Consider the following 22360-nt stretch of genomic DNA (forward strand, 5'->3'; position numbering starts at 1 on the left):
CTCAGACTCCTGCCACGTAGATGGAACGCATGGCCTCGGAGGCCGTGGTGGTGCCGTCCATGACCAGGCGGACGGCCTGCTCCTGCAAGGTGGTCATGCCCTGGCTGACCGCGAGCTTGCGCATCTCGTCGTGCGGCGCCCGGTTCACGACCATCTCGCGGACCTCGTCGGTGACGGTGAGAAGCTCGTAGACGCCGATCCGCTCCAGGTAGCCGGTGTGCGCGCAGAAGTTGCAGCCGGCGCCGTGCTGGAACCCTCCGGCCGGCTCGCGCCCTCCGAAGGTGCGCAGGAAGTCCATCTCGTCCGGCGAGGGGTGGTAGGGCTCCAGGCAGGACGTGCAGCTGCGCCGGACCAGGCGCTGGGCGACGACCGCGGTGACCGACGAGGCGATCAGGAACGGCTCGATCCCCATGTCCAGCAGCCGGTAGAGCGCCGAGACCGCCTCGGTGGCGTGCAGCGAGGAGAGCACGAAGTGGCCGGTGAGCGCGGACTGCACCGCGATCCGGGCGGTGTCGACGTCGCGGACCTCGCCGACCAGGATGACGTCCGGGTCCTGGCGCAGGATCGCCTTGAGTCCGTCGGCGAAGGTGACGCCGGCCTGCTCGTTGATCTGGATCTGGTTGATCGAGTCGAAGGTGTACTCGACCGGGTCCTCGATCGTCATGATGTTGCGGTCGACGTTGTTGAGCTCACCGAGCGAGGCGTACAGCGTCGTTGTCTTGCCGCCACCGGTCGGGCCGGCGCAGATGACCATCCCGTAGGGGGAGCGGATCAGCGCGCTGTAGCGCTCGGCGGTCTCGGCCGGCATGCCGAGCTGGGCGAGCTTGAAGAGGGGCCGGCTCTTGTCGAGCAGCCGCAGCACGACCTTCTCGCCGCCGACCACCGCGGTGGTCGCGACCCGGATGTCGACGGCGCGGCCCTCGACCTCCATGGAGATCTGGCCGTCCTGGGACCGCCGCCGCTCGACGATGTTGAGCTCGGCGAGGATCTTCACGCGGCTGACCAGAGCCGGACCGATCGAGCCGGGCAGGTCGAGCACCTCGCTCAGGGCGCCGTCGATCCGGTAGCGCACGCGGACTCGCTCGCCGTACGGCTCGATGTGGATGTCCGAGGCGCGGTCGCGCAGGCCCTGGGTGATGATCATCTGCACGACGCGGACGACCGGGGCTTCCTCGTTGACACCGGCGCTCTCCAGGCGGGAGGCCTCCAACCGCAGCGCGTCACGGGCCTCGAACTCCTGGATCTGGGAGCCGACCTCCTTGGTCGCGCTGTAGGCCGTCCCCAGGATTCGCCGCAGGTCGCGCCGCGTCGCGGCGACGGCCTGCACCGGAGTGCCCATCGCCGAGGAGATCGCGTCGAGGTGTTCAGGGGACGGATCCAGGACCGCGACCGTGACGGTCTCGCCGTCGACCGAGACCGGCAGCGCGTCCAGGGCGCGGGCCCGGTCCGCGGGCAGCTTCGCGAGCGCAACCGGATCCGGTGTCAGCTCCCGGAAGTCGAGGACCTGCACGCCGTAGTGGTGCGCGACGGTCGCGGTGAGGTCGGCGTCGGTGATCGTGCCGCGCGCGATCAACGACTCGGCCAGACCGCCCGCCCCGGCCTCGGCCTGGGCGGCGTCGATCTGCTCCTGATCGATCTTGTCGCTCAGGACCAGCGCCCGTGCGAGGCGCTCGTCGGTCTCGGCCCGGGTCGGGCCGGTGGGTACTGCTTCGACGCGCTTGCGTCGGCCCATCTTCATCGGATGCCGTCCTGGCTCATCGGTTCACGGTCAACGGCTCAAGCCGGCGGTCAGGCGCGGTCGGGTCTCGATGTCCTTGGGGTACAGGCTTCGCGCGGCGGCGTCCTCCTCGGAGACGACACCGGCCTGGATCAGCGCCGACAACGACTGCTCCAGGGTCACCATGCCCTCCCGGGCGCCGGTGATCAGCGAGTTGCGCAGCTGATGGGTCTTGCCTTCCTTGATCAGGTTGCGGACGGCCGAATTGGCCACCAGCACCTCGTACGCCGCGGTCATGCCGCCGCCGGTCTTCGGGACCAGCCGCTGGTAGACCACGCAGCTCAGCGCGGTCGCGAGCTGGACCCGGATCTGCGCCTGCTGCTCGGCCGGGAAGACGTCGATCATCCGGCCGATGGACTGCGCGGTGTCGTTGGTGTGCAGGGTGGCGAAGACCAGGTGGCCGGTCTCGGCGACGGTGAGGGCGAACTGGATCGACTCCAGGTCACGCATCTCACCGACGAGCAGGACGTCGGGGTCCTCGCGCAGGACCGAGCGCAGCGCCTGCTTGAAGGAGCCGGTGTCGGTGCCCACCTCGCGCTGGTTGACCGCGGACTGCTTGTGGTCGTGGACGTACTCGATCGGGTCCTCGACGGTGATGATGTGGCAGGCGCGGTTGGTGTTGATGAGGTCGACCAGCGACGCCAGCGTCGTCGACTTGCCGGACCCGGTCGGCCCGGTCATCAGGATCAGTCCCTGGTGCTTCATCGCGAGCTCGCGGAGCACGGCGGGTAGCCCGAGGTCGTCCGGGCTCGGGATCTCCCGCGGGATCATCCGGAACGCGACGGCGGTCTGGCCACGCTGGGTGAACGCGTTGCCGCGGATCCGGGCCTCGTCGCGCCAGCTGAAGGAGAAGTCGTACTCGTGTTCCGAGGCCCAGGCGTCGGCCTGCTCCGGGGTGAGGACCTCGGCGAGCAGCGCGTTGGTGTCGGCTGCGGTCAGCGGGACCTCGCCGGGGACCGGCCAGAGGGCGCCGTCGACCCGGGTCATCGGCGGCAGGCCGACGGTCAGGAGCAGGTCGGTGCCCCGGATGTTCCACAGGACTTCGAGCAGGCGGTCGATGCGGGCACCGATGCGGTGCGGGTGGTGGAACACGGGATCCCCCAGGTTGTGGTGCCGGTAGAGGACGGGAGAGGGCCGCCGCCGGAGCGACGGCCCTCCCGCGAACTAGTCGATCAGCAGGAGGTGCCGCCGGTGATGGTCGGCGGGGTGCCCGTGGTGTAGGTGACCTTGGTCTTGGCGTCGGTGAGCGCGGTCGGGTCGCTCTGCAGGAACCCGCCCGACACGAGGGCGGCGCCGTCGGCCGCGTACGAGCCGTTCTTCGCGTAGTACGCCTCGGAGGCGGTCTGCACCGTCTTCAGGTTCGCGTTGCACGCGCTCTTCTCACCGCGGTCGGTGATACCGCGGACCGAGAACACGACGATGCCGGCGAGGATGCCGAGGATCACGATGACGATCAGGAGCTCGATGAGCGTGAAGCCAGACTCGTTCTTGCGGGCCCCCCGGGCCCGGTTCATAGCGCTGCTAAGCATGTGTCTATCTCCCCAAAATAGGACCGATGCAGCTAGAGCGCTGCGTTAGGTGGTGCCAGAAGTTAAGGGCGATCCGGTGGATCGCGGTTCCGCTATCCGACATTTCGGATTGATTGGTCTAGCCCGCGGATCCCGGTCGCAGGCGGGGGAGACGCACCTCACGGTCGGGTGGCGTCACGTCCGGTCCTGTCGGTCGTTTCCGGTGGAATGGGCTCATGGCTCGCCCGATGATCACCGACGCTCAGCGCCGTGCCCGCCTCGCCCTCCGGCACGGCCTCGAAAAGCCTTGCGGGGATGTCGAATCCGCCACCAGGGCGATGACGTGCTGGCACGCCACCGAGCCGGCGTCGGTCCACCTGGCCGTGTTCGCCCGGACCGGTGCGTCTCGCGACGAGATCGACGCGGCGCTCTATCAGGAACGTTCGGTTGTCAAGCAGCTCGCGATGCGCCGTACGGTCTTCGCCTTCCCCGCCGACCAGCTGCCCGCGGTGTGGGGGAGTGCGGCCGCACGGGTGGCGACGCAGCAGCGCGGCCAGCTCGCCCGCGACGTGGTCAAGGGCGGGATCGCCGCCGACGGGCCTGCGTGGGTGGAGGAACAGACCGCGGCGGTCCACGACCTGCTCCGCGAGCGCGGCCCGATGACGACGATGCAGCTCCGGGCGACTCTTCCGGCCCTGGAGGCGCGGCTCCGGTACGCCGAGGGCAAGGCGTACGGGGGCGAGCTGCCGATCGCGCCGCGGGTGCTCACCACGCTGGCCGCCTCCGGGGTGATCGTCCGGGGCGAGAACGACGGTGGCTGGAAGACCTCCCGACCGCGCTGGACCGCGACCGAGGACTGGCTCCCCGACGCCGCTCCGGCCCTGCCGGAGGCGGAGGGCTACCGCGCGTTGGTCTCGTCCTGGCTGCGCACTTTCGGCCCGGGCACCGAGGCCGACCTGGTCTGGTGGCTCGGCGCCACCAAGGCCGCCGTACGCCGCGCGCTCGGCGAGCTCGACCTGGTCGAGGTCGACCTGGAGTCGGGTGCCGTCGGGTTCGTGCACGCCGACGACGTCGCGCCGGTCGAGGAGCCGGCACCGTGGGCCGCGCTGCTGCCGGCGCTCGACCCGACCACGATGGGCTGGAAGGATCGGTCCTTCCACCTCGGACCGCACGCGGAGGCGATCTTCGACCGCAACGGCAACGGCGGCCCGACGGCGTGGTGGGAGGGCAGGATCGTGGGCGGCTGGCGCCAGACCGACGACGGGACCGTGGTCGTCGTCCCGGCCGAGCCCCTGGGTCGCGACGCCACGCGGGCGCTCGCGAAGAAGGCCGCCGAGCTGACCGCCTGGCTGGACGGTGACGTGGTCCGGTCGATCTACCAGTCGCCGCTGGCCCGGGCCGCGACCGCTGGTTGAGGAGGTCGCGCGGCGACCGTCCCGAAACCCCGGATAGCCTTCACGGGTGCGTGAACAGCCCGAGCAGCAGGCCCCTCCGGTCCAGCGACTGAGGATCCGGTACGCCAAGCGCGGCCGGCTCCGCTTCACCAGTCACCGCGACTTCAGCCGCGCCTTCGAGCGCGCGGTGTTCCGGGCCGGCATCCCGATGGCCTACTCCTCGGGGTTCAACCCGCACCCGCGGATCTCGTACGCCGGCGCCAGCCCGACCGGCGCGGCCAGCGAGGCCGAGTTCCTCGAGATCGGCCTCGCCGACGTGCAGGACCCGGCCGCCGTCGCCGCGGCGCTCGACTCCTCGCTGCCGGACGGGCTCGACGTGCTCGAGGTCGTGGTCAGCGCGGGCGGCTCGCTCGCCGACCGGCTGGGGGCCTCGGAGTGGGAGATCACCGTCCAGGACGTCACGGTCGAGGAGCTGGCGGCCGGCGTGGAACGCCTGCTCGCGACCGAGGAGGTGATGGTCGAGCGGATGACGAAGAAGGGGTTGCGCACCTTCGACGCGCGTGCCGCGATCGTCTCCCTCGACGCGCGGGCGTGTGACACGAAGCACGACCTGCAGGGTTCGTGTGCGATACTCCGAGTGGTCTTGCGACACGGAACCCCGTCCGTGAGACCCGACGACGTTCTCGCCGCACTCCGCGAGATCTCGGGAACCGGTTCCGGTTCTGCTGCCCTGGCGCAGCGGCTGGCGCAGGGCCCCCTGGATCCCGCGAACGGCACGGTGGGGGACCCGTTGGCACCCGACCGCGACGCGGCCGGCTGAGGAGCAGGTGACAGCTCTCCTTTCCCGGCGAGCGACCGCGGCTGGCGCGAGCGGCTCTTCCTGGCGACGTGAAAACGGAGATCGCCGTCGCCGACTGAAGGCTTTTGCCGCGGCGCTCGTCTCCGCGGCGTGACCCGCACGGTCACACAGCGCACCGCGCCGTGGTCGTGCACGAGGAGAGCACCTTGCTCGACACAGACATCCCGACCAGCAACGAAGAGAACAACGAGGCAGCACCGGTTCCGGCCGAGAGCGCCTCCGACGCCGCCGCCGAGAGCGCGCCGGCTCCCGCCAAGAAGACGGCGAAGAAGGCCACCAAGAAGGCGGCCGCGAAGAAGACCACGAAGGCGGCCGCGAAGAAGACGGCCAAGGCCGCCGCGAGCGAGCCCGCCGCCGACGAGGCGCCCGCCGCTGCCGACGAGGCCCCGGCCCCGAAGCGCCGGGCGACCAAGAAGGCCGCCGCGAAGCCGAAGAAGCAGGCCGAGAGCGCGGAGCCGGCCGGGAGCGCGGAGAGCGCCGAGGCCAGCGAGGCTGCTGAGGCAGCCGCCAGCGGTGCCCCGATGGTGCTGTTCCAGGCGCCGGAGAAGACCGCCGCGCCGCGCAAGCGCACCACGAAGAAGGCCGCCAAGGCGGTCGAGGCACCGGTCGAGGGCGAGCCCGCCGCTGAGGCCGACGCCGTTGCCGACGCTGCCGAAGCTGCCGAGGAAGCCCCCGCGAAGCCGGCGAAGAAGACCGCCAAGCGCGCCGCCAAGAAGACCACCAAGAAGACCGCCGAGGCCCCGGCCGAGGACGAGGAGACCCCCGACGAGGAGGCCGCCGAGGCCACCGAGGGCGCCGAGTCCGACGAGACCGCCGATTCCGAGGGCGAAGGTGGCCCCAAGCGCCGTCGCCGTCGTGGCGGCCGCCGTCGCCGCCGGGGCGCCGGGGGCGACGACAGTGCCGAGTCCGAGGAGGCCGGCGATTCCGCCGAGGCCACCGAGGGTGACGCCGGCGACTCCGACGACGAGTCCACCACCTCGCGCCGCCGTCGTACCCGGGTGCGCCAGCCGCGCAACCCCGAGGACGAGATCACCAGCATCGGCGGCTCGACCCGCCTCGAGGCCAAGAAGCAGCGCCGCCGCGAGGGCCGTGAAGCCGGCCGCCGCCGCGCCCCGATCGTCAGCGAGGCCGAGTTCCTGGCCCGCCGCGAGGCGGTCGACCGCGTCATGGTGATCCGCCAGCGCGACGAGCTGACCCAGATCGGCGTCATCGAGGACAAGGTCCTCGTCGAGCACTACGTCGCGCGCGAGTCCCAGACCTCGTTGATCGGGAACATCTACCTGGGCCGGGTCCAGAACGTGCTGCCCTCGATGGAGGCGGCGTTCATCGACATCGGCAAGGGCCGCAACGCGGTCCTGTACGCCGGCGAGATCAACTGGTCCGCGCTCGGCCACAAGGACGGCCAGCAGCGCAAGGTCGAGTCCGTGCTGAAGTCCGGCCAGACCATCCTGGTGCAGGTCACCAAGGACCCTGTCGGGCACAAGGGCGCCCGCCTCACCGGCCAGATCAGCCTGCCGGGCCGGTTCCTGGTGTACGTGCCGGACGGCAACACCAGCGGCATCTCCCGCAAGCTCCCGGACACCGAGCGCAACCGCCTCAAGACGCTGCTCAAGGAGATCGTCCCGGACACCGCCGGCGTGATCGTCCGCACCGCGGCCGAGGGTGCCAGCGAGGAGGAGCTCACCCAGGACGTCGAGCGCCTCACCGCGCGCTGGGCCGACATCGAGAGCAAGGTCAAGATCGGCCGGTCGCCCGAGCTGCTGTACGGCGAGCCCGACCTCACCCTCAAGGTCGTCCGTGACCTGTTCACCGAGGACTTCTCCAAGCTGGTCGTCGACGGCGACCAGGCCTGGGACCTGGTGGAGGGCTACGTCTCGCACGTGGCGCCCGATCTCCACGAGCGCCTCGAGCGCTACGACGCCGGCAAGAACAACGGCAAGGACGTCTTCGCGGCGTACCGGGTCGACGAGCAGATCGCCAAGGGCCTGGACCGGAAGGTCTGGCTGCCCTCCGGCGGCTCGCTGATCATCGACCGCACCGAGGCGATGACGGTCGTCGACGTCAACACCGGCAAGTTCACCGGGTCCGGCGGCAACCTCGAGGAGACCGTCACCAAGAACAACCTGGAGGCGGCCGAGGAGATGGTCCGCCAGCTCCGGCTGCGCGACATCGGCGGCATCATCGTCATCGACTTCATCGACATGGTGCTCGAGTCGAACCGTGACCTGGTGCTGCGTCGCCTGGTCGAGTGCCTCGGCCGCGACCGGACCCGCCACCAGGTCGCCGAGGTCACCTCGCTCGGCCTGGTCCAGATGACCCGCAAGCGGATCGGCACCGGCCTGCTGGAGGCGTTCAGCGAGGACTGCGACCACTGCAAGGGCCGCGGCGTGATCGTCCACGAGCACCCGGTCGAGCCGAGCTCCAAGAGCGTCGGCATGGGCGGGGGCGTCGGCGAGGAGTCGCGCGCCGGCCGCCGCAGCCGGAGCGGTCGTGGCCGTGGCCGCGCCGACAACGCGGCGCCTGCCGAGGCGGCGTCCGATTCCAAGCCGTCGCCGATGGCGCTGGCCGGGACCAAGCCGCACCCCTCGACCGACGACGTCGAGGGCGGCGAGGTCGCCGAGGCCCCGGAGAGCGTCACCGAGACCACCGGGACCGTCACCGAGGCGCCGGAGACCACCGAGACCACTGAGACCGTCGAGGCCCCGGCCGCGCCGGTCGTTGTGACCAGCACCCGTCGCCGTCGTGCCGCCCGGCCCGCCGGCAGTGCCAAGGCAGCGGAGGAGCAGGCGCCCGAGACGGCCCCCGAGACGGCCCCTGAGACGGCCCCGGAGACGGCCCCGGAGGTCGTCGAGGAGCCGGAGATCCCTGCCGCCGAGCCCGAGCAGGTCATCGAGGCCCCCGCGCCGGTCGTGGTGACCACCACGCGCCGTCGCCGCGCCGGTCGTGCGGCCGGTCCCGCGGCCGCCCCGGCGGTGGAGGCGACCGCGCCTGAGGCGACGGACGAGGCTCAGGCGGAGGTCCCCGGGGTTTCCGAGACCGACGTCGAGGCCGGCGAGGGCGCCGTGGGCGAGGACGGGGCTTCCGTCTTCCACGTGCCGGTCAAGAAGAAGGGCTCGCGCAAGCGTTGAGGAGGAGTGGAGGTCAGTGACCGGCGAGCCGGTTCTTGACCTCCACCACCACCACGGCGACGGCCAGCACGACCAGCGCGTAGAACAGCGCCGAGCCGCGCGTGGAACCGCCGCTGCGCTTGGCGACGTACGCGACGCCGCCGACGAACAGGGCGAGCAGCAGGCCGGCCGCCTCGAACTCGTACGACTCGGGGCAGAGCAGGACCGGGATCGTCGCGAGCACCGCGACCGCGATCGCGCCGCCGAGCTGGGCCCCGCCGAGCTCCAGGTCGCTGCGGTCGACGGCGCCTGATCCGACCAGCCGGGTCGAGACCCGGAACGCGAACCAGTGCGCGAGCGCGAGCCCGAGGGTGACGCCCCAGATGATCCCGAGCGTCTGCGGGGGATGGTCCTCGGGTGCCGCCGCTCCTGCTGCGAGCAGGCAGATCGCGACGTAGAGCGCCATCGTGTAGCCCTCGCGGCGGAGCTCGACGATCCGCTCCTCGTGCCGCTCGGGCTTCTCGACGGGTGCCGGGGTCATGCCCGCATCATGGCACCGGATCTCAGGCCGGGTTGGGCCCCTCGGTGAGCTGCTCGAACGCGTCGAGCGCCGCCAGCAGGGTGGTGCGGTCGGCGTCGGGCAGTCGGTCCAACCGCTCCTGCAGGGCACCCAGTCGCGCCGCCCGGCCGTGCCGGACCAGCTCCTCGCCCTCGGCGGTGGCGGCGACCAGACTGGCGCGTCCGTCGGCCGGGTCGGGACGGCGTTCGACGTACCCGAGTCCCTCCAGGGAGTTCACGATCCGGGTCATCGCCGGGGCGCTGACGCCCTCGGTCTCGGCCAGCGTCCCCGCCCGCTGCGGGCCGTCCTGGAGCAGCGTGGCCAGGGCGCTCAGGCCGCCGTGGCCGATCGCGGCCTCGCGGGCGTCGCGGCGCAGCGCCCGGTTGAGCCGGCCGACGGCCAGGTAGAGGCGGGAGGTGTCCGCGTTCGTCGCGCTCACTCCTCCCTCCCGAGAGCCTCGCCCGACGAGTCGTCGTGGACGTACTTGCCGCCCGCGGCCCAGGAGGCGACCGCCGCGACGACCATCATCCCGGCGGCGGCGAGGAAGACGACGACGAGACCGTCGTGGAAGGGCCCGGACATCAGGTGCGGGAAGAACTCCTTGCCGGTCAGGGTGTCGGCGTTCCCGGCGGGGAGCTTCTCCAGCTCGCCGGTCGGGCCGAGCAGGGACTCGATCGGGTTGTAGCCGAGGAACGAGGCGAACAGCGACCCGACCGGCGGCAGGTTGCCGATCTCGGCCGCCACCCGGTGCGAGACGCCCTGGCCGGTGAGCCCGTCGGTGAGCGTCCGAGGGAGCACGTTGGCCAGGCCGACGACCATCAGCGAGAAGAAGACACCGATCGAGAGCGAGTTCCCGGAGTTGAAGACGGTGCCGCGGATGCCGGACGCGGCACCGCGCTCGTGCGCCGGGACCGAGTTCATCACCGCGGTCGTGTTCGGGGCGGTGAACAGGCCCGAGCCGATGCCGTTGAGCAGCAGGATCGTCGCGAACGCCCAGTAGCTGAAGTTGACCGGGATGACGAGCAGCAGCACGAAGGTGACAGCCACCAGCAGCGAGCCGCCGGTGGCGAAGTAGCGGGCGCCGTACCGGTCGGAGAGGTAGCCGGAGACCGGTCCGGCGACGAGGAAGCCGACGGTCAGCGGCAGCATGTAGATGCCGGCCCACAGGGGAGTGGACTCGTAGCTGAAGCCGTGCAGCGGGAGCCAGATGCCCTGCAGCCAGATGATCAGCATGAACTGCAGCCCGCCGCGGCCGATCGCGGCCATCAGCCCGGCCAGGTTGGCCAGCGCGAAGGTGCGGATCCGGAACAGGCCGATCGAGACCATCGGGTGCTCGACCCGCTGCTCGACGATCACGAACGCCGCGAGCAGGAAGATGCCGAGCAGGATGCCGCCGAGGACCCAGGGGCTGCTCCAGCCGGTGGAGTGGTCGCCGTACGGCTGGATCCCGTAGGTGATCGCGACGAGCAGCGAGGTCAGGCCGAGACCGAAGGTGAGGTTGCCGGGAACGTCCAGCCTCGCCTTGCGGCGTTCGCCGAGCTCGACCAGCGAGCGGTAGCCCCAGACGGTGCCGATGATGCCGATCGGGACGCTGACCCAGAAGACCGCGCGCCAGTGCCACTCCGAGAGCACGCCGCCGATCACCAGACCGAGGAACGAACCGGCGATCGCCGAGACCTGGTTGATGCCGAGGGCCATGCCGCGCTGGTGGGCGGGGAACGCGTCGGTGAGGATCGCGGTCGAGTTCGCGAACAGCATCGCGCCACCGACCCCCTGTCCGACGCGCATCAGGATCAGCCACCAGGCGCCGGCGCCGCCCTGGAACGGGTCCACCGACAGCAGCACCGAGAAGACCGAGAAGACGGCGAAGCCGAGGTTGTAGATCTTCACGCGGCCGTAGATGTCGCCGAGCCTGCCGAGCGTGACCACGAGCACGGCGGAGACCACCAGGAAGCTCATGATGATCCAGAGCAGGTAGCCGACGTTCCCGGGCTCGAGCGGGTCGAGGCCGATCCCGCGGAAGATCGCCGGGAGGGAGATGATCACGATCGAGGAGTTGATCGTCGCCATCAGCATGCCGAGCGTGGTGTTCGACAGCGCCACCCAGCGGTAGTGCGGGTGGTCCTTGTCGAAGCGCGGGCGGCGTACGGCGGGGTCTCGGGTCGTGGACTCTGTCACCCCGCCGACAATAGTTCACATCGGGTAAGTAAATCGGGGGCGAGGATGTGACCTGCGTCGCTCGGAGCCTTCCCCGGGCCGCTCGTTTTGCCCTCTGGACGGCGAACCCGTAATGTTGTCCCTCGGTGTGCTCGTGCGCACCCTTTCCGTGTGGCACTCCTCCCTGCGAAATCGCTGGGACGTGGTGTGCCGCCGGAACCCGAGATGTGAACCGACGAGGAGAGTGAGTCCGCCGTGTACGCGATCGTGCGCAGTGGCAGCAAGCAGCAGAAGGTTGCTGTGGGCGATGTCATCGAGATCGACAAGACCAACGACGCCGTGGGCGCTTCCCTGAGCCTGCCGGTCCTCATGGTCGTCGACGGCGAGAAGGTCACCGCCTCCGGGCTGGACAAGGCCGCCGTGACCGTGGAGGTCCTCGGCGCCACCAAGGGCCCGAAGATCATCATCCAGAAGTACAAGAACAAGACCGGCTACAAGAAGCGCCAGGGTCACCGCCAGAAGTACACCCAGGTCAAGGTCACCGACATCAAGCTCTGACCCCCGGTCAGCGCTCTGTCACCAACACACTTCAAGGACTGAAACATGGCACACAAGAAGGGCGCGGCGTCCACCAAGAACGGCCGCGACTCCAACGCCCAGCGCCTCGGCGTGAAGCGCTTCGGCGGTCAGCTCGTCAACGCCGGCGAGATCATCGTCCGCCAGCGTGGCACCCACTTCCACCCGGGCACCGGTGTGGGCCGTGGTGGCGACGACACCCTGTTCGCGCTCACCGCGGGCAACGTCGAGTTCGGCACGCGGCGTGGTCGTCGCGTGGTGAACATCGTCCCGTCGGAGTGACCGGGCGAGCGACCACTCTCCAGCTTTCCGCGTTGGGCGTCCCTGATCTGCCAGGGGCGCCCTTCGCCGTTCCCAGCGAGTTCCGCGCCTGCGAGACTCGCCCCTAGCGGTGTTCCGCCGCAGACCAAGGAGAACCGATGGCCGTCCCCACCTTCGTGGACCGCGTGACGCTGCACGTCAGTGCCGGGCGCGGCGGCAACGGTGTCGCCTCGGTGCACCGCGAGAAGTTCAAGCCGCTCGGCGGTCCTGACGGCGGCAACGGCGGTCCCGGCGGATCCGTGATCCTGCGGGTGGACCCGGACGTCACCACGCTCATCGACTACCACCACAGCGCCAGGCGCCAGGCCGGCCACGGCGGTCACGGTGCGGGCGCGCACCGCAACGGCGGGCACGGCGAGGACCTGGTCCTCGGCGTCCCGGACGGGACCGTCGTCACCGAGGACGGCGAGGTGATCGCGGACCTGGTCGGTGCCGGCGCCGAGCTGGTCATCGCCGAGGGCGGCCGCGGCGGCCTCGGCAACGCGGCGCTCGCCTCGGCCAAGCGGAAGGCGCCCGGCTTCGCCCTCCTCGGCGAGCCCGGCGAGGAGCGCCAGATCGGCCTCGAGCTCAAGGTCGTCGCCGACGTCGGCCTGGTCGGCTTCCCGAGCGCCGGCAAGTCCAGCCTGATCGCGGCGATCAGCCGCGCCCGGCCGAAGATCGCCGACTACCCGTTCACCACGCTGGTCCCGAACCTGGGCGTGGTGAAGGCCGGCGACACCATCTTCACCGTGGCCGACGTGCCCGGCCTGATCGAGGGCGCCAGCGAGGGCCGCGGCCTGGGTCACGACTTCCTGCGGCACATCGAGCGGTGCGCGGCGCTGCTCCACGTCGTCGACCTGGCGACGCTGGAGCCCGGCCGGAACCCGGTCGAGGATCTGGACACCATGGAGCGCGAGCTCGCCAAGTACGGCGGCCTGGAGGACCGGCCGCGGCTGGTCGCGCTCAACAAGGCCGACCTGCCCGACGGTCGCGACATGGCCGACATGGTCACCGAGGAGATCAAGCAGCGCGGCTGGCCGGTCTTCGCGATCAGCGCGGTCACCCACGCGGGGCTCCGCGAGCTCACCTTCGCGATGGCCGAGGTGGTCCAGCAGGCGCGCCGCGAGCGGGTCGTGGAGACGGCGGAGCGGATCGTGCTGCGCCCGAAGCCCAAGGACTCCGGTGCCGAGTTCACCGTCAAGGAGACCGGCGAGGGCTGGCGCGTGCGAGGCGTGAAGCCCGAGCGCTGGATCCGGCAGACCGACTTCAGCAACGACGAGGCGGTGGGCTTCCTCGCCGACCGGCTCAACCGGCTCGGCGTCGAGGCCCGGCTCGTCCAGCTCGGCGCGGTCGAGGGCGACACCGTGCTCATCGGCCACCCCGACAACGCGGTCGTCTTCGACTTCAAGCCCGGTCTGGACGCGGGTGCCGAGATGCTCGGTCGCCGTGGCGAGGACCAGCGGTTCAACGAGTCCCGTCCCGCCGCCGGCCGCCGTCGCGCCATCGACGAGGCCTACGACGAGCGCGGCGAGACCGAGGCCCGCGCCGACGTGGCCCGCCGGGTGGACGGGTTCGCCGAGGACGACGAGACCGCGGCGCCCGCCTTCGAGAACGACTCCTTCGACGAGCGCTACGCGGAGGACGAGGAGTGACCACGCGGCAGGCGGTGCTCGACGCCCGCCGCATCGTCGTGAAGGTCGGCTCCTCCTCCCTGACCACCGCCGAGGGCGGGATCGACCCGGAGCGGGTCTCGTCGCTGGTGGACACGCTTGCCGACGCGCACGCCCGCGGCACCGAGGTGGTGCTGGTCTCCTCCGGCGCGATCGCCGCCGGGCTGGCCCCGCTCGCGCTCAAGCGGCGCCCGCGCGACCTCGCCCGCCAGCAGGCCGCGGCGTCGGTGGGTCAGGGCATCCTCGTGCACCGCTACACCGAGGAGTTCGCCCGGCACGGCCAGGTGGTCGGCCAGGTCCTCCTCACCCTCGACGACGTGACCCGGCGCGGCCACTACCGCAACGCCCAGCGGACCTTCGCCTCGCTGCTGGAGATGGGTGTCGTCCCGATCGTCAACGAGAACGACACCGTGGCCACCAGCGAGATCCGCTTCGGCGACAACGACCGGCTGGCGGCGCTCGTCGCGCACCTGGTCCACGCCGACCTGCTGGTGCTGCTCTCCGACGTCGACGGCCTGTACGACGGCCCGCCGACGGCCGAGGGAACCCGGCTGCTGACCGAGGTGCGCGGCGAGGACGACCTCGACGGCGTCAGGATCGGCAAGGCCGGCGCCGCGGGTGTCGGTACCGGCGGCATGCAGACCAAGCTGGAGGCGGCCCGGATCGCGACCGGCGCCGGGATCCCGGTCGTGCTCACCAGTGCCGACAGGGCCGCGGAGGCGGTCTCCGGCCACCCGGTCGGCACGCTGTTCCACGCCACCGGCCGCCGGCGGCCCACCCGGCTCCTCTGGCTCGCGCACGCGACCGAGGGCAAGGGCACCATCACGCTCGACGCGGGCGCGGTCAAGGCGCTCACCGAGCGCCGGGCGTCGCTGCTGCCCGCCGGGATCACCGCGGTCGGCGGGTCCTTCGCCGACGGCGACCCGGTGGACCTGGTCGGTCCCGACGGGCTGATCGTCGCGCGCGGCCTGGTGAACTACGACTCGGGCGAATTGCCCGCTTTGATGGGCCGTTCCACGCGGGAATTGGCCCACGAGCTCGGGGCGTCGTACGAGCGGGAGGTCGTGCACCGCGACGACCTGACGCTGATCTCCGCACGCACCGACTGACCGGCAGTTCCGCGATTCTCCCCGCGCGCGGGCCGTCGTTCCAGCACACTGGAACCTCCCGAGCGGGCCTCGGGAGAGAGCGGGGGAGGTAGGACGTGCGCCCAGAGATTGGCGGACGGCTCTGGTACGTGGCCGTCACGGTCGCCGGCGACGAGGTGGAGCCTCTCCTGGTGCGGTCGGCGCTCGCGCGCCTGTCCGAGGAACGGCCGTTCATCGACTCGGTCGAGTTCACCCACACCAGCGCCGAGCTCTCGTACTGGGACGAGGGCAGCTCGGTGCTCGACGTGGCCTCGCTGGCGCTCCGGCTCTGGGCCGAGCACCGCGAGTCGGCCGGCCTCCCGTCGTGGGAGGTCGTCGGCCTGGAGGTCGTCGAGAAGAGCGTCCACGACGCCCGTGCGCACGGCCGTGGGGGCGGCCCGTCCTCCTCGACCGCACACCCGTTCCCGCTCTGAGCGGGACCCGTCCCTAAACTGAATGCATGTCTGACCAGATCGCCGCTGCCGCGCGCCGTGCGCGCGTCGCGGCCAGCGAGCTCGCGGTCGCGAGCCGGGCCGTCAAGGACGCCGCCCTCGAGGCGATGGCCCAGGCGCTCCTCGACCACACCGACCAGGTTCTCGCGGCGAACGCCGAGGACGTGGCGGCGGCCGAGTCCGCCGGGACGCCCACCCACATGATCGACCGGCTGCGGCTCGACGCGGCGCGGGTCGCCGGGATGGCGCAGGGTCTGCGCGACGTCGCCGGCCTGCCCGACCCGGTGGGCGAGGTGCACCGCGGCTCGACGCTGGCGAACGGGCTGGAGCTGCGCCAGGTCGCGGTGCCGTTCGGCGTGGTCGGCGTGATCTACGAGGCCCGTCCCAACGTGACCGCCGACGCGGCCGGCATCTGCCTCAAGAGTGGCAACGCCGTCCTGCTCCGCGGCTCCTCGAGCGCCCTGCGCTCCAACACCGCCGTGGTCGCGGTCCTGCGCGACGCGGTCGCGGCCGCCGGGCTGCCCGCCGACGTGGTCCAGCTCGCCCCGGGCGAGGGCCACGACGCCGTCAAGGAGCTGATGCGCGCCCGCGGCCTGGTCGACCTGCTCATCCCGCGCGGGGGAGCGAACCTGATCCGCACCGTGGTCGAGGAGTCCACCGTGCCGGTGATCGAGACCGGCGTCGGCAACTGCCACGTGTACGTCGACGCCGCCGCCGACCTCGACATGGCGCTGCGGATCGTCCTCAACTCCAAGACCCACCGCACCTCGGTCTGCAACTCCGCCGAGTCCCTGCTGGTGCACGCCGACGTCGCCGGTGAGTTCCTGCCCCGGGTCGTCTCGGCCCTCCAGGACGCCGGCGTCACGATCCACGGCGACGCGGCCTTCGCCGCGTACGACGGGGTGCTCCCGGCCACCGACGAGGACTGGGACACCGAGTACCTCTCCCTCGACATCTCGGCCGCGGTCGTCCCCGACCTCGAGGCGGCCATCGACCACATCCGGGCGCACTCCTCGGGCCACACCGAGGCGATCGTGACCGGGGCCGTCGCCGCGGCCCGCCGGTTCACCGCCGCCGTCGACTCGGCCGCGGTGATGGTGAACGCCTCCACCCGGTTCACCGACGGCGGCGAGTTCGGCTTCGGCGCGGAGATCGGCATCTCCACCCAGAAGCTGCACGCCCGCGGTCCGCTCGGTCTGCCCGAGATGACCTCCACCAAGTACGTCGTGACTGGGGACGGTCATGTCCGCTGACGCCGACGCGCTCCGCGACGGGAAGGTCACCGCCGCCGAGCTGGACGTGTGGGCCGACCCGTCCACCGAGCGCTTCCTGACCCCGGCCACGATCATCACGTTCGTCCGGACCATCGCGACCGTGGTGATCATCGGCTTCGCGATCAGCAAGGGCGTCCCGGACTCCGACGAGTTCTGGAGCCCGGCCCTCAAGCTCCTCACCGTCGCCCTCGTCGTCTACTGGGCCGGGGACAGCCTCGACGGTCAGGTGGCACGGCGGATGCACCACGAGACCCGGATCGGCGCCGTCCTCGACATCATGAGCGACCGGATGTGCGCGGCCGCCTTCTACTTCGGGCTCGCCTGGCTGCACCCGGTCTTCGTCCTGCCGGTGCTGCTCTACCTGGCCGAGTTCATGGTGATCGACTGCTTCCTGTCGATCGCGTTCCTGCACTGGAAGGTCCGCAGCCCGAACTACTTCTACGTGATCGACCAGACGATCTACCGGCTCAACTGGTCGCACCCCGCGAAGGCCGTCAACTCGGCGCTCTTCGCGGTGATGCTGCTCGTCACCCAGGCCTGGTGGCTCGGCGCGGTCATCGCCGCCGGTCTGCTGGTCTTCAAGACGGTGATGCTGGTGCGCCTGGCGCGGATCGGCCTGCCGATCCCGGACGCCACCGGGCCCAAGCCCCCCTCGCAGCAGCGCAGCGTCGAGGCGTAGGGCCGACCGCGCGTGGGGCTGATCCTCGGCACGTTCCTGTTCTCGTTCGGGTCCGCGCTCATCCCCGTGCTCAACGTCGAGGCCTACCTCGCCGTCGTCGCCGCCAAGGCCGACACCCTCCCGCACTTCTGGCTGGCGCTGATCGCCGCGCTCGGGCAGGGCCTGGGCAAGGTGGTCTGGTACTACGCAGGCGTCCACTCGCTGAAGATGGCGTGGATGCAGAAGAAGATGGAGACCGAGAAGTGGCAGGCCTCCTACGAGAAGTGGCACGAGCGGATCGTCGGCCGCCCGGTCACCGCGGGCCTGATCAGCTTCGCCTCCGCGGTGACCGGCTTCCCGCCGCTCGCGGTGATCTCGGTGCTGGCCGGGGCGCTGCGGATGAACTTCGTCGTCTTCTTCACCACCGTGCTGGCCGGCCGCACGATCCGCTTCTGGCTGGTCCTCGAAGGGGTCGGCGCCGTGGAGTGGGTCTTCCACCGCTGAGCCCGGGCCGGACCGCCGTGGGCGCCGTCACCCGGACCTGCGGCCGCGCCCGGCTGAGCGGCCGGTAAGGTACCGCCCATGACGCTTCTGTTCGCCCTGCTGCACTCCGGCGGCTCCGAGGTTGCCAACGAGGGCACGTTCACCGAGCCGTACTGGATCGGCGGGGGCATCCTGCTCCTGCTCCTGGCGATGCTCGCCCTGCTCCTCGCCTTCGGCAAGGGCCGCGAGCACTCCTGAGCACGCCCACGGCCGTGGCGGGACCCACCGCGTCGACCAGCCCCGGAAGTACCCGGCGCCGGGTCGGGGTGATGGGCGGGACGTTCGATCCCGTGCACCACGGCCACCTCGTCGCCGCGAGCGAGGTCCAGGCGTGGTTCGGCCTCGACGAGGTCGTCTTCGTCCCGACCGGCCAGCCCTGGCAGAAGTCCGAGCGCGAGGTCACCTCCGCCGAGCACCGCTACCTGATGACGGTGATCGCCACGGCGTCCAACCCGCGCTTCTGGGTGTCGCGGGTCGACATCGACCGGGAAGGTCCGACGTACACGATCGACACGCTGCGCGACCTGTCCGCGCAGATGCCCGACGCGGACCTCTACTTCATCACCGGCGCGGACGCGCTCGCCGAGATCTTCACCTGGCGCGACGCCGCCGAGCTCTTCGCGAGGGCGCACTTCGTCGGGTGCACCCGGCCCGGCTACGACATGGACGCCTCCACGCTGGAGGGGATCCCCGCGGACCGGGTCACCATCCTGGAGATCCCGGCGCTGGCGATCTCCTCCACCGACTGCCGCGCCCGCACGGCCGCCGGGCAGCCGGTCTGGTACCTGGTGCCGGACGGCGTCGTCCAGTACATCGCCAAGCACGACCTCTACCGAGACCGCACCTGAGGACCCAGGAGTCCAACCCATGACCGCCACCCCGCACGCCCTCGAGCTCATCCGCGAGGCGGCCACGGCCGCCTCCGACAAGCTCGCCACCGACATCGTCGCCTTCGACGTCTCCGACCAGCTCGTCATCACCGACGCCTTCCTGCTGGCCTCCGCGTCCAACGAGCGCCAGGTCAAGGCCGTCGTCGACGAGATCGAGGACCGGCTGCGGGTCCTGGGCGCCAAGCCGGTACGCCGCGAGGGCGAGCGGGACGGCCGCTGGGTGCTCCTGGACTACGCCGAGATCGTCGTGCACGTCCAGCACAGCGAGGAGCGCTCGTTCTACGCCCTGGAGCGGCTCTGGCGCGACTGCCCGTCCATCGACCTCCCGGACTTCTCCCCGCCGGCGTCGTGACCCGGCTGGTCCTGCTCCGCCACGGGCAGACGGCCTGGAACCTCGAGGGCCGCGCCCAGGGCCACACCGACGTCGGCCTCGACGACACCGGGCGCGCCCAGGCCGCCGCGGCGGCCCCCTACATCGCCGCGTTCGCGCCGACGGCGCTCTGGAGCAGCGACCTGGCCCGGGCGCGGCAGACGGCCGAGATCGTCGCCCCGGCGGGCCTGGAGATCGCCTACGACGCCCGTCTGCGCGAGTTCGACGTGGGGGAGCGGGCCGGACTCGACGTCGCCGAATTCGCGGCCCGGTTCCCCGTCGAGCACGCCGCCTGGCGCGACGGCCACGTGACCGGCCACGTCCCCGGCGCCGAGACCGTCGCGCAGGTGACCGGACGGGTCGTCCCGGCGCTCCGCGAGATCCTCGCCGCCACCCCGGCCGGCGAGACCACCGTCGTGGTCTCCCACGGCGCCTGCCTGAAGGTCTCGCTGGTCGAATTCCTCGGCTGGCCCGAGGAGACTTCGGCCACGTTGCGGGGCCTCGACAACTGCGGCTGGGTCGTCCTGGAGGCGGATCCGCACGGGCGCGGCCTGCGGCTGGCGTCGTACAACGAGACGGCGCACCCGGACTTCCACGGACCCGATTTCGCATCCGAGGCACCCTTTGGCTAACATTCTCCGAGTTGCCTGACAGTGACGCCCGCGAGGGAGTCCGAGACGGCAGCGGGGCTGTGGCGCAGCTGGTAGCGCACCTGCATGGCATGCAGGGGGTCAGGGGTTCGAGTCCCCTCAGCTCCACCGAACGACGAAGGCCGCCCTCCGGGCGGCCTTCGTCGTTCGTGTGATCATGGCGCACAGCGGGGCCGGGTCGGTGGTTTGCTGGACCCATGGCCGACAAGTCCCGGGACTACGACGAGTCCGCGCTCGAGGTGCACCCGCAGAAGGAGTTCGCGGCCGGGCCCAAGGCGGTCGCGATCTCGATGAAGCGGGCCCTCGACAGCATGGGCCCGGCCCGGACGGCGAAGACCCTGGCCCGGCTCAACCAGGCCGACGGATTCGACTGCATGTCGTGCGCCTGGCCCGACCCGTCGCACCGGCACACCGCCGAGTTCTGCGAGAACGGCGCGAAGGCGGTCGCGGAGGAGGCCACCCGGGAGCGCGCGACGCCCGAGTTCTTCGCGGCGTACAGCATCGCGGACCTCGACGGTCACAGCGAGCACTGGCTCGGCCAGCAGGGCCGGATCACCGAGCCGATGGTGAAGTGGCCCGGCGGCACCCACTACGAGCCGATCACCTGGGAGGACGCCTTCTCCGTGATCGCCGCCGAGCTCGACGCGCTCGACAGCCCGGACGAGGCCACGTTCTACACCTCCGGACGCACCTCCAACGAGGCCGCGTTCGCCTACCAGCTCTTCGTGCGCGCCTTCGGCACCAACAACCTGCCGGACTGCTCGAACATGTGCCACGAGTCGACCAGCGTCGCGCTCCAGGAGTCCATCGGGATCGGGAAGGCCAGCGTCACCCTGCCCGACGTGTACGACGCCGACCTGATCGTCGTCGCCGGGCAGAACCCGGGCACCAACCACCCCCGGATGCTCTCCGCGCTGGAGATCGCCAAGCGCAACGGCGCCACCATCCTGACGATCAACCCGCTCCGCGAAGCCGGCATGGTCCGGTTCAAGAACCCGCAGGTGCCGCGCGGTGTCGTCGGCACGGGGACCGTCCTCTCCGACCTGCACCTGCCGGTCCGCAACAACGGCGACCTGGCGCTGTTCCAGGCGTTCGGCCACCTCCTCGTCGGGTGGGACGCGCTCGACCACGACTTCATCGCCGAGCACACCACCGGCTTCGACGCCTGGCGGGCGCACGTGGAGGCGCTGGACTGGGACGTCGTCACCACGGCGACCGGCCTGACCCGGGAGCAGATCACCGAGGCCGCGGCCCTGCTGCGCGACTCGACCAGGACCGTGTTCTGCTGGGCGATGGGCCTGACCCAGCACCGCAACGGGGTCGCGACGATCAAGGAGCTGGTCAACCTCGCCCTGGCCCAGGGCAACATCGGCCGCCGCGGCGCCGGCCTGCTCCCGGTCCGCGGGCACTCCAACGTCCAGGGGGACCGGTCGATGGGGATCTGGGAGCGCCCGCCCGCCTGGTTCCTCGACGCGCTCGGCGAGGAGTTCGGGTTCGAGCCGCCGCGGGAGCACGGGTTCGACGTCGTCGACTCGATCCGGGCGATGCGCGACGGCCGGGTGAAGGTCTTCGTCGGGCTCGGCGGCAACTTCGTGCAGGCCTCTCCGGACACCGAGGTGACCGCCGCGGCGCTGCGGCGTACCCGGCTGACCGTGCAGGTCTCGACGAAGCTCAACCGCTCGCACCTGGTCTGCGGCGGGACCGCGCTGATCCTGCCCACGCTCGGCCGGACCGAGCAGGACGTCCAGGAGACCGGCCCGCAGTCGGTGACGGTCGAGGACTCGGTCTGCGCGGTGCACGCCTCGCGCGGCCCGCTGGAGCCGGCCGGCGAGCACCTGCGCTCGGAGGTCGCGATCGTGACCGGCATCGCCGAGGCGACCCTGGGCGAGCGCCACGGCATCGCCTGGGCGGCGATGCGCGGCGACTACGCCCGGATCCGGATGCACATCTCCCGGGTGGTGCCCGGCTGCCACGACTACGACGCCCGGGCGCACCAGCGCGACGGGTTCCTGATGCCGCACCCGCCCCGCGACACCCGGACCTTCCCGACGCTCTCGGGCCTGGCCGAGTTCGTGGTGTCGCCGATCGAGGTCCTGCAGGTGCCGCCGGGCCACCTGCTGCTGCAGACGTTGCGCAGCCACGACCAGTTCAACACCACGATCTACGGGCTCTCCGACCGGTACCGGGGGATCGAGGGCGGTCGGCGGGTGGTGTTCGCGCACAAGGAGGACATCGACACCTTCGGGCTCCGCGACGGCGACCTCGTCGACCTGGTCGCCTCCTGGCCGGACGGCGAGTCCGGCGACGGCGTCGAGAGGATCGCTCGGTCGTTCCGTGTCGTCGAGTACGACACCCCGCGGGGGACCGCGGCGGCGTACTACCCGGAGACGAACGCGCTGGTGCCGCTGGACGCGACCGCGGCCGGCAGCAACACCCCGGCGTACAAGTCGGTCGTGGTGCGACTGGTCCCGGCGGCGTCCTGAGTCGGG

General features: G+C 71.4%; 22 protein-coding genes and 1 tRNA gene. 17 read left to right on the forward strand and 6 right to left on the reverse strand.

Going from position 1 to position 22360, the window contains the following annotated elements; all coding sequences use genetic code 11:
• Position 1 precedes the first annotated feature (1 nt).
• From AB4Y76_RS09580 to AB4Y76_RS09590, 3 genes are all read right to left on the reverse strand, one after another.
• Positions 2 to 1738 carry a GspE/PulE family protein gene (locus AB4Y76_RS09580; protein WP_441924552.1) on the reverse strand — a complete coding sequence of 579 codons (1737 nt, stop codon included), beginning with the start codon at positions 1736 to 1738 and terminating at the stop codon, positions 2 to 4.
• A gap of 30 nt (positions 1739 to 1768) precedes the next feature.
• Complete coding sequence (locus AB4Y76_RS09585) at positions 1769 to 2869, reverse strand: type IV pilus twitching motility protein PilT (protein ID WP_441924554.1); 1101 nt, start codon at positions 2867 to 2869, stop codon at positions 1769 to 1771.
• Positions 2870 to 2949: 80 nt separating this feature from the next.
• Positions 2950 to 3306 (reverse strand): competence type IV pilus major pilin ComGC, encoded by a 357-nt coding sequence (locus AB4Y76_RS09590; protein WP_441924556.1) that lies wholly within the window; start codon positions 3304 to 3306, stop codon positions 2950 to 2952.
• Between the two features lie 227 nt (positions 3307 to 3533).
• Between AB4Y76_RS09590 and AB4Y76_RS09595 the strand changes: the two genes are divergently transcribed.
• From AB4Y76_RS09595 to AB4Y76_RS09605, 3 genes are all read left to right on the forward strand, one after another.
• Positions 3534 to 4700, forward strand: coding sequence for a winged helix DNA-binding domain-containing protein (locus tag AB4Y76_RS09595; protein ID WP_441924735.1), 1167 nt, complete (start codon positions 3534 to 3536; stop codon positions 4698 to 4700).
• Between the two features lie 46 nt (positions 4701 to 4746).
• Complete coding sequence (locus tag AB4Y76_RS09600) at positions 4747 to 5499, forward strand: TIGR03936 family radical SAM-associated protein (RefSeq protein WP_441924558.1); 753 nt, start codon at positions 4747 to 4749, stop codon at positions 5497 to 5499.
• Between the two features lie 185 nt (positions 5500 to 5684).
• Positions 5685 to 8666, forward strand: coding sequence for an Rne/Rng family ribonuclease (locus tag AB4Y76_RS09605; protein WP_441924560.1), 2982 nt, complete (start codon positions 5685 to 5687; stop codon positions 8664 to 8666).
• 13 nt (positions 8667 to 8679) lie between these two features.
• On the opposite strand, the gene AB4Y76_RS09610 is transcribed toward AB4Y76_RS09605, so the two are convergent.
• Genes AB4Y76_RS09610 through AB4Y76_RS09620 form a run of 3 tightly spaced genes read right to left on the reverse strand, consistent with a single transcriptional unit; the run spans position 8680 to position 11382 of the window.
• Complete coding sequence (locus AB4Y76_RS09610) at positions 8680 to 9186, reverse strand: hypothetical protein (RefSeq protein ID WP_441924561.1); 507 nt, start codon at positions 9184 to 9186, stop codon at positions 8680 to 8682.
• A gap of 22 nt (positions 9187 to 9208) precedes the next feature.
• A complete protein-coding gene (locus AB4Y76_RS09615) occupies positions 9209 to 9643 on the reverse strand; it encodes a MarR family winged helix-turn-helix transcriptional regulator (protein ID WP_441924562.1) in 435 nt (144 codons plus the stop codon).
• Positions 9640 to 11382, reverse strand: a complete 1743-nt coding sequence (locus tag AB4Y76_RS09620; RefSeq protein WP_441924564.1) for an MFS transporter — start codon at positions 11380 to 11382, stop codon at positions 9640 to 9642. Before AB4Y76_RS09620 ends, AB4Y76_RS09615 begins: the two co-directional genes overlap by 4 nt.
• A gap of 234 nt (positions 11383 to 11616) precedes the next feature.
• Between AB4Y76_RS09620 and rplU the strand changes: the two genes are divergently transcribed.
• From rplU to AB4Y76_RS09690, 14 genes are all read left to right on the forward strand, one after another.
• Positions 11617 to 11919: a 50S ribosomal protein L21 gene (rplU, locus tag AB4Y76_RS09625; protein WP_441924566.1), complete on the forward strand. Its 303-nt coding sequence runs from the start codon at positions 11617 to 11619 to the stop codon at positions 11917 to 11919.
• Positions 11920 to 11964: 45 nt separating this feature from the next.
• Complete coding sequence (gene rpmA / locus AB4Y76_RS09630; RefSeq protein ID WP_441924568.1) at positions 11965 to 12219, forward strand: 50S ribosomal protein L27; 255 nt, start codon at positions 11965 to 11967, stop codon at positions 12217 to 12219.
• Between the two features lie 137 nt (positions 12220 to 12356).
• The gene (gene obgE / locus AB4Y76_RS09635; RefSeq protein WP_441924570.1) at positions 12357 to 13889 is read left to right on the forward strand and encodes a GTPase ObgE; all 1533 of its coding nucleotides are present in this window, start codon (positions 12357 to 12359) and stop codon (positions 13887 to 13889) included.
• Positions 13886 to 15016: a glutamate 5-kinase gene (proB, locus tag AB4Y76_RS09640; RefSeq protein ID WP_441924572.1), complete on the forward strand. Its 1131-nt coding sequence runs from the start codon at positions 13886 to 13888 to the stop codon at positions 15014 to 15016. Before obgE ends, proB begins: the two co-directional genes overlap by 4 nt.
• Before the next feature lie 95 nt (positions 15017 to 15111).
• Positions 15112 to 15468, forward strand: coding sequence for a hypothetical protein (locus AB4Y76_RS09645; protein ID WP_441924574.1), 357 nt, complete (start codon positions 15112 to 15114; stop codon positions 15466 to 15468).
• A gap of 26 nt (positions 15469 to 15494) precedes the next feature.
• Positions 15495 to 16739, forward strand: a complete 1245-nt coding sequence (locus tag AB4Y76_RS09650; RefSeq protein ID WP_441924576.1) for a glutamate-5-semialdehyde dehydrogenase — start codon at positions 15495 to 15497, stop codon at positions 16737 to 16739.
• A complete protein-coding gene (locus tag AB4Y76_RS09655; protein ID WP_441924578.1) occupies positions 16729 to 17439 on the forward strand; it encodes a CDP-alcohol phosphatidyltransferase family protein in 711 nt (236 codons plus the stop codon). Before AB4Y76_RS09650 ends, AB4Y76_RS09655 begins: the two co-directional genes overlap by 11 nt.
• 12 nt (positions 17440 to 17451) lie before the next feature.
• Entirely contained in the window at positions 17452 to 17922 is a 471-nt protein-coding gene (locus tag AB4Y76_RS09660) for a VTT domain-containing protein (protein WP_441924580.1), read from the forward strand.
• Positions 17923 to 18000: 78 nt separating this feature from the next.
• Entirely contained in the window at positions 18001 to 18159 is a 159-nt protein-coding gene (locus AB4Y76_RS09665) for a hypothetical protein (RefSeq protein ID WP_441924582.1), read from the forward strand.
• Positions 18160 to 18173: 14 nt separating this feature from the next.
• Positions 18174 to 18809, forward strand: coding sequence for a nicotinate-nucleotide adenylyltransferase (nadD, locus tag AB4Y76_RS09670; protein ID WP_441924584.1), 636 nt, complete (start codon positions 18174 to 18176; stop codon positions 18807 to 18809).
• 19 nt (positions 18810 to 18828) lie between these two features.
• Entirely contained in the window at positions 18829 to 19203 is a 375-nt protein-coding gene (gene rsfS / locus AB4Y76_RS09675) for a ribosome silencing factor (RefSeq protein WP_441924586.1), read from the forward strand.
• The gene (locus tag AB4Y76_RS09680) at positions 19200 to 19853 is read left to right on the forward strand and encodes a histidine phosphatase family protein (RefSeq protein ID WP_441924588.1); all 654 of its coding nucleotides are present in this window, start codon (positions 19200 to 19202) and stop codon (positions 19851 to 19853) included. Before rsfS ends, AB4Y76_RS09680 begins: the two co-directional genes overlap by 4 nt.
• Positions 19854 to 19906: 53 nt before the next feature.
• Positions 19907 to 19979, forward strand: a tRNA-Ala gene (locus AB4Y76_RS09685).
• Positions 19980 to 20068: 89 nt separating this feature from the next.
• On the forward strand, positions 20069 to 22354 hold the full coding sequence (locus AB4Y76_RS09690) for an FdhF/YdeP family oxidoreductase (RefSeq protein ID WP_441924590.1): 2286 nt from the start codon (positions 20069 to 20071) through the stop codon (positions 22352 to 22354).
• Positions 22355 to 22360: the final 6 nt, after the last annotated feature.

It is taken from the genome of Marmoricola sp. RAF53 (assembly GCF_052114005.1).
In the GTDB taxonomy this organism is placed as follows: domain Bacteria; phylum Actinomycetota; class Actinomycetes; order Propionibacteriales; family Nocardioidaceae; genus Marmoricola.

What these genes read in the sequence shown, in the direction of transcription:
- rsfS (WP_441924586.1), top strand. Translation starts at nt 18,829, where the DNA reads ATGACCGCCACCCCGCACGCCCTCGAGCTCATCCGCGAGGCGGCCACG.
- AB4Y76_RS09580 (WP_441924552.1), bottom strand. Translation starts at nt 1,738, where the DNA reads ATGAAGATGGGCCGACGCAAGCGCGTCGAAGCAGTACCCACCGGCCCG.
- AB4Y76_RS09650 (WP_441924576.1), top strand. Translation starts at nt 15,495, where the DNA reads ATGTCTGACCAGATCGCCGCTGCCGCGCGCCGTGCGCGCGTCGCGGCC.
- obgE (WP_441924570.1), top strand. Translation starts at nt 12,357, where the DNA reads ATGGCCGTCCCCACCTTCGTGGACCGCGTGACGCTGCACGTCAGTGCC.
- AB4Y76_RS09610 (WP_441924561.1), bottom strand. Translation starts at nt 9,186, where the DNA reads ATGACCCCGGCACCCGTCGAGAAGCCCGAGCGGCACGAGGAGCGGATC.
- AB4Y76_RS09595 (WP_441924735.1), top strand. Translation starts at nt 3,534, where the DNA reads ATGATCACCGACGCTCAGCGCCGTGCCCGCCTCGCCCTCCGGCACGGC.
- rpmA (WP_441924568.1), top strand. Translation starts at nt 11,965, where the DNA reads ATGGCACACAAGAAGGGCGCGGCGTCCACCAAGAACGGCCGCGACTCC.
- AB4Y76_RS09590 (WP_441924556.1), bottom strand. Translation starts at nt 3,306, where the DNA reads ATGCTTAGCAGCGCTATGAACCGGGCCCGGGGGGCCCGCAAGAACGAG.
- AB4Y76_RS09665 (WP_441924582.1), top strand. Translation starts at nt 18,001, where the DNA reads ATGACGCTTCTGTTCGCCCTGCTGCACTCCGGCGGCTCCGAGGTTGCC.
- AB4Y76_RS09655 (WP_441924578.1), top strand. Translation starts at nt 16,729, where the DNA reads ATGTCCGCTGACGCCGACGCGCTCCGCGACGGGAAGGTCACCGCCGCC.
- AB4Y76_RS09690 (WP_441924590.1), top strand. Translation starts at nt 20,069, where the DNA reads ATGGCCGACAAGTCCCGGGACTACGACGAGTCCGCGCTCGAGGTGCAC.